The sequence below is a fragment of the Neobacillus sp. MER 74 genome (assembly GCF_023714155.1).
The window spans coordinates 322,613-328,612 of the sequence record NZ_JAMAUV010000005.1 but is presented as its reverse complement, the minus strand read 5'-3'; the positions used below and the strand labels follow the sequence as shown (position 1 = coordinate 328,612).

Annotated in this window: 6 protein-coding genes; 3 read left to right on the top strand and 3 right to left on the bottom strand. The window is 38.9% G+C overall.

The annotated features are described in order from the left end of the window. The first annotated feature begins 150 nt into the window (after positions 1-150). The 3 genes from M3610_RS12100 to M3610_RS12090 all read left to right on the top strand — a co-directional run bounded on the left by M3610_RS12100 (position 151) and on the right by M3610_RS12090 (position 2,496). Positions 151-1,551, top strand: a complete 1,401-nt coding sequence (locus M3610_RS12100; protein WP_251459403.1) for a hypothetical protein — start codon at positions 151-153, stop codon at positions 1,549-1,551. 21 nt (positions 1,552-1,572) lie between these two features. Further along, positions 1,573-1,959, top strand: a complete 387-nt coding sequence (locus M3610_RS12095) for a VOC family protein (protein WP_251459402.1) — start codon at positions 1,573-1,575, stop codon at positions 1,957-1,959. Between the two features lie 144 nt (positions 1,960-2,103). Next, complete coding sequence (locus tag M3610_RS12090; RefSeq protein WP_251459401.1) at positions 2,104-2,496, top strand: globin domain-containing protein; 393 nt, start codon at positions 2,104-2,106, stop codon at positions 2,494-2,496. A 223-nt stretch (positions 2,497-2,719) separates the two neighbouring features. Here M3610_RS12090 and M3610_RS12085 read toward each other — a convergent pair whose 3' ends face one another. From M3610_RS12085 to M3610_RS12075, 3 genes are all read right to left on the bottom strand, one after another. Further along, on the bottom strand, positions 2,720-4,015 hold the full coding sequence (locus tag M3610_RS12085; RefSeq protein ID WP_098575845.1) for an ABC transporter substrate-binding protein: 1,296 nt from the start codon (positions 4,013-4,015) through the stop codon (positions 2,720-2,722). A gap of 90 nt (positions 4,016-4,105) precedes the next feature. Then, the gene (locus M3610_RS12080; protein ID WP_098575844.1) at positions 4,106-4,933 is read right to left on the bottom strand and encodes a carbohydrate ABC transporter permease; all 828 of its coding nucleotides are present in this window, start codon (positions 4,931-4,933) and stop codon (positions 4,106-4,108) included. Continuing rightward, entirely contained in the window at positions 4,933-5,901 is a 969-nt protein-coding gene (locus M3610_RS12075; protein ID WP_098575843.1) for a carbohydrate ABC transporter permease, read from the bottom strand. Before M3610_RS12075 ends, M3610_RS12080 begins: the two co-directional genes overlap by 1 nt. Between the last annotated feature and the right edge of the window lie 99 nt (positions 5,902-6,000).

The following is a 6,000-nucleotide window of genomic DNA, read 5'->3' as shown; positions in this document are numbered from 1 at the left end:
GGATTAGGTGTTCGGTGTGGTAACCTCACTTTTAACCTAATTTCACGGGGGTGGCAAGTTTTTTGCATTTAAATCCCTTTAAATCAAGGATTATTAACTTTTTTAATATAAAAGTTTTGACAATACGTTATTATCATGGGGGGGGAAATCATGAGTCCATCTAATCCGAACACTACCTCACAGTCGAGCGAAATCGATTTAATTACCGTCCTATCAAATCAAAACAAAGAAGAACTAATTAAGATTATTCTTGACCTGTCAGAAGATTATCCCGAAATTGAAAAACAGTTACTATTTAAATACACTCCTCATAAAGACGAAATTTCATCCGCGAAAAAACTTATTTCTGCCTCAATTAATGGGGCAAAAAGAAAAGGGTTTATCGATTGGCGTCATGTTGGTCCTGCATTACAAGGTGCAGAGTTTACCCTCCAAAAAGCACGACATAAAGTAGAAAAAGGTGAATACGAGAGTGCGATTTTATTATCACTTGTTGTCATGCAGCCAGTTGTAAAAATGCTCAATTTTGCTGATGACTCAAATGGTTCGATCGGTGATGTTATGAATTGGGCGATTCGAACAATTGACGATGTGGTGATTGCCAGTCTGCCCGTGTTGAATGAAAAAGAGAAGAAAGGTCTTTTTGAGGCGATCATGAAAGAAGCCGGAAAAGTACATTATGATGGCTGGAGTGATTGGCGATATGCTTTATTAAAAATTTGCACCTACTATTCTCCTATGAAAGATTTGAGAAAAAAGTTAGAAAAACAGTTGGAATCCCTCCTTGAGAAAACTGAAGCTTCTTGGAGTGACAGATATGAAAAAACACAAATAAAATTACTTCAGCTTGAAATCATTGAACGATGTGATGGGGCAGCCGCTGCGGGAGAATTTATCTATAAAAATATAAAATCTAGCGAATTCCGTGAAAAGGCAATTGTTAATGAACTAGGAAAAGGTGATTTCAAAAAAGTAATTCAACTTTGTTTGGATGGAGAAGAAGCGGATAAAGAATATCGAGGACTTGTCCATAAGTGGCGGGAATACCGATACCAAGCCTATGAATTGCTTGGAGATATTGAACAACAAAAACAATTGGCGAGCAAACTGTTATTCAAAGGTGAATTTACATATTACATAAAACTAAAAGAACTATATACAACAAGTGAATGGGAGGGCGTTTTGAAAAAAACTGTCGCTGAATTTAAAAAAATGGATTATCAGCCCTCAGCATACCTTTCTATCTTACAAGAGGAGAAATTGACTGATGAACTTTTAATTTATTGCCAAAAAAATATTCGAACTATTACAGAACTGTATCCATATATAATTAAGGATTATTTAGAAGAAGTAATTGCCTTGTTTATTAAGTACATTGAGAATGAAGCTAAACAGGCTACGGATCGAAAAAAATATCGTAAGGTTTGTTCCATCATAAAAACCTACAAAAATGCCTGTGGAACGATTCAGTCACATAAGCTAATTGGGGAATTAAGAGAAAAGTATATGCGCCGGCCTGCGTTCATAGAGGAGCTCGGGAAAATTAGATAAGCCGATAAGGAGATTGAAACGATGCTGCACCATGTAGAAATCTATGTTTCCAATCTAAGCAAAACGATCGAATTTTGGCAGTGGTTTTTAATGGAGTTAGGATATCAACCATATCAAAAATGGGAGTCGGGTATCAGCTGGAAAGATGGAGACACCTATCTTGTTTTTGTACAAACTGAAGAACGATTTTTGGATGTCTCGTACCATCGTTCACGAGTTGGGCTTAATCATTTAGCTTTTCATGCGGAATCAAGAAAACAAGTCGATCAAATAACAATGCAATTCAAAGAAAAAGGGGTCCATATTCTTTATCAGGATAAACATCCATTTGCCGGTGGAGATACTCATTATGCTGTTTTTTTCGAAGATCCAGATCGTATTAAAGTGGAATTGGTCGCTCCATTCTAGCAGTTTCGGTCTGACCCTGATGCATTAAGATTGGAAACTTTTGTATTTCGCTATTTATAGTGATTTACATCACAAAACACCATCCTTTTTAACATTATAATAATCAAAAACAGAGGGAAAATTAATAGTGGATGGTGACGAAAAGTGGATTACAATTTTAAGTCGATCTATGATGAAATAGGCGGGCAAGAAACAATAGATAAATTGGTCAATGCTTTTTATCCGCGTGTATATGCCGACCCAGAACTAAGACCATTGTTTGAAGGGGATATGGAAGAAATAAAGCGTAAACAGCGGATGTTTTTGCCGCAATTCTTGGGGGGGCCTGCCCTTTATAGTCAGGAATTTGGACCGCCTGCCATGAGACATCGACATCTGCCATTTGAAGTAACGCCTAGAAGGGCAAAATGCTGGCTTCGCTGCATGAAAGAAGCATTTGAAGAAATTGGACTTGATCAACAACCTGCCGGGCTTGCGTTTTATGACCGGTTAACGCAAGTGGCTGGAATTATGGTCAATAGCCCGGATCGTGAATAATCAAAAGGCTCTTCTCAGATAGAGAGGAGCCTTTGCCTATAAGATGAAAAATTTAGTGTTTGAACTATTATTACTGTCCAGCTCCAGCGTCCAGCGACTAGTGTACTTCGCTCTCTTCCCTACGATAAGTCAACATCGAATCGCTCCGCTCTCCGTGTTTCCTTTATCTCAGTCAGAGCGCTCCAGTCCATACGTCGCTAAACGGACGCTTCCGCTTTTCTGACTATTTCTTTAACTTAGCCCAAGTTGCATCTAAAGCTTTTTCTGTTTCGGCTTTCGATTTTTGGCCGCCAACATACGCTTGAAGAGTAGCTCCAAATTCTTGGCCTGCACCATCCGGATATTTCATGAACTGCCAAGAGTAGGTTTTGCCTTCTTGTGAATATTTTTGAAGTTCTGCACCTAGAGGTCCAATATCTTCCGCTTTTGCTTCAATTGTTTTAAAAGCAGGGATGTACTTGAACTCCTTAACTAGAGCTGTTTTCCCTTCCTCAGAGGTAACCATCCAGTTTAAGAAATCTTTTGCTGCTTTTTTATCCGCTTCAGGAGCTTTGTTATGAACTACCCAGTTCGTTGGAACGTCAACCATTAATTTATCTGCCTGTGCAGCATCATCCGTAAGTGCCAATGGAATAAAGCCAACTTCCATGCCTGGATTTAGTTTATCAAGCATTGGTTGAATCCAGTTACCTTGCTGAATCATTGCCGTTTCGCCGTTGGCAAATTGGGTTACTTCCGTGTTGTAGTCCGTTGTTAAAGGATTTTTGTTGCCATATTTGATCGTTAAGTCAACAAGCTTGAAGTAGTCATTGAAGTATTTATTGCCTTCGATTTTCGCTGACCCTTCGTTTAAACCTTGGATGTAGTTCTCGTCATCTGCTTGTTGGTAAGCAAATGGTACGTTTAGACCATGGTTTGCTAAAACCCACCATTCCGCATAGCCGACAGAGAAAGGAGTAATACCGGCAGCTTTTAATTTTTTCGATGCTGCTTCTAATTCCGTAAATGTTTTTGGCAGTTCTGTAATACCGGCTTTTGCAAATAGTTTCTTATTGTAAGCAAAGCCATAGCCTTCCATATTAACTGGCTGTCCGTAGATTTTTCCATCGATTGTCATTGGCTTTAAGGCATTTTCATAGGCATCTTTTACCCACGGCTGATCGGATAAATCCTCGAATTTATCTTTCCATGTTTGAGCCTCTTGATAACCGCCATTGCCAAAGATATCAGGAGCCTTGTTGGAAGCAAACTTAGCTTTTAATGCTGCAGATCCATCTGCACCGCCACCGACGGTTTCAATATTAAAAGTAACGTCGGGATGTTCTTTTGTATATTGATCTGTTAACGCTTTCAATTGGTCGGCAATTTCAACCTTTCCATTAAAAAGATCGACCACTACTTTGCCGTCTTTCCCGCCGCTTTTTTTATCAGTAGATGCACTGTCGCTAGAACAAGCTGTTGCTAATAGTAGTGAAGCGGATAGAACACCTGCTAGTAAAGAATACTTTTTGATCCCCATTAAAATTCCCTCCTGGTATATAAATCTATTTTATATTTGTCTCTGCTATCTGTCATGCAGACAGCAGAGGTTGTTCCTATGGTATATTTTCTACTTGATAGAGCCACTAGTAATTCCTTTAATAATGTGTTTTTGCATCGCAAAAAAGAAGATTAATAATGGAATAATGCCCATGACTAAGGCAGCTAATGCCAAATCCCATTGCTTTGTATACTGTCCAAAGAAGGAGAACGTTGCTAAAGGAATCGTTTTTAATTCCGGATCCTGAAGCACAAGTGATGGCAATAGGAAGTCATTCCAAATCCATAAGCTATTTAAAATCACAATGGTCACTGTAATTGGTTTTAATAATGGAAAGACAATTCTCCAAAACACGCCAAACCTTGAACAGCCATCGATGATAGCAGCCTCTTCCAGTTCAACTGGAATCCCTTTAATAAATCCGTGATACAAGAAAATGGTCATCCCTGAGCCAAAGCCCAGATACATGATGACAAGGCCCCATACGCTATTTAAAAGTCCAAAAGTACTGGCTGTTTTGATAAGCGGAATCATGATCGATTGAAACGGAATGATCATTGCTGCCACAAATATCATGAAAATCACATGGCTAATTTTCTTCCTTGTTCGAACCAGCATATAGGCTGCCATCGAACAAAAGATGACAAGAACTACATTACTGACAACAGTAACAATTAAAGAGTTTGAAAATACTTTAAGATAGTTCAATTTTTCGAAAGCACTCACATAGTTCTGAAGCTCCAGAACCTTCGGCAAGGCTGAGGTGTTAGATAAAATATCTGCGAAAGGTTTCAAGGAGTTTGAAATCACATAATAGAAAGGGACTAAAAAGGCTAGACCAAGCAGGATGGCAAGAATCTCCATTATAAAAGTTTTTCCTGTATACCTGTTTCCCATTAGGACTCGACCTCCTTTTTCTTCGAATACGTCACTTGAATGATGGAAATGGCTGCGACGACAAGGAAGAATATCAGTGCTTTTGCCTCGCCAATTCCGTAACGGTTATTCACAAAGGCTTCTGTATAAATGTTTAGTGCTAACATTTCAGTAGACTTAAAAGGACCGCCATTTGTCAATGACAGGTTTGCATCAAAGACTTTAAAGGATGAGGCAGTAGTTAAAAATAAACAGATAGTAACCGCCGGTGCAACGAGTGGCATGGTTATGTGGCGAAGAATCTGCCATCTATTAGCTCCGTCTATTTTCGCTGCTTCAATTAATTCTTGAGGAACGTTTTGCAGTGCAGCGATATAGATAATCATAATATAGCCTGCACCTTGCCAAACACTGACAATCACAATTCCCCAGAAGGCGGTATTCGCATCTCCTAACCAAGCCATTTCAAAAAGGGGAATCTTTGTTAACTGTCCAATCGATGCAAAACCCTTTACAAAAATGAATTGCCAGATAAAACCTAATAAAAGGCCGCCGATCAAGTTTGGCATGAAGAAAACGGTTCGTAAGATATTTCTTGTCTTTAGCATTTGTGTGACAAGTAATGCTAATCCAAACCCAATTACATTTGTTAAAAGGATCGCAACAACCGTATATTTCGTGGTGAGTTTGAAGGAATCTTGGAATTGCTTGTCCTCGGTAAAGATGTACTTAAAGTTGTCCAAGCCCACCCATTTGACCGCTCCCGTGATCCCGTTCCAGTCTGTAAAGGCATAATAAATACCTGTAAAAAAAGGAATCAGAACAATCAGGGTAAAAGCTAGCAAAACTGGTCCCACAAATAGTGCAAATAATCCTGCATCTTTCAGTTTCTTGTGTTTATTTAAGGAAACTGACTTCGAAACCGCTGCGCTTCTGTGAACTTCTAAGACGGGGGTTTCTACTTTTTCCAACTTACTTTGGCTATTCATAACCTGCACCTCCATAATTACATTTTAGAGAATCTAGAAAATTATGAAACGGCTTACATTGACCAGTAGGGTGGAATATATTGAACAGTCCAAATAGAT

What these genes read in the sequence shown, in the direction of transcription:
- M3610_RS12080 (WP_098575844.1), bottom strand. Translation starts at nt 4,933, where the DNA reads ATGGGAAACAGGTATACAGGAAAAACTTTTATAATGGAGATTCTTGCC.
- M3610_RS12075 (WP_098575843.1), bottom strand. Translation starts at nt 5,901, where the DNA reads ATGAATAGCCAAAGTAAGTTGGAAAAAGTAGAAACCCCCGTCTTAGAA.
- M3610_RS12095 (WP_251459402.1), top strand. Translation starts at nt 1,573, where the DNA reads ATGCTGCACCATGTAGAAATCTATGTTTCCAATCTAAGCAAAACGATC.
- M3610_RS12085 (WP_098575845.1), bottom strand. Translation starts at nt 4,015, where the DNA reads ATGGGGATCAAAAAGTATTCTTTACTAGCAGGTGTTCTATCCGCTTCA.
- M3610_RS12100 (WP_251459403.1), top strand. Translation starts at nt 151, where the DNA reads ATGAGTCCATCTAATCCGAACACTACCTCACAGTCGAGCGAAATCGAT.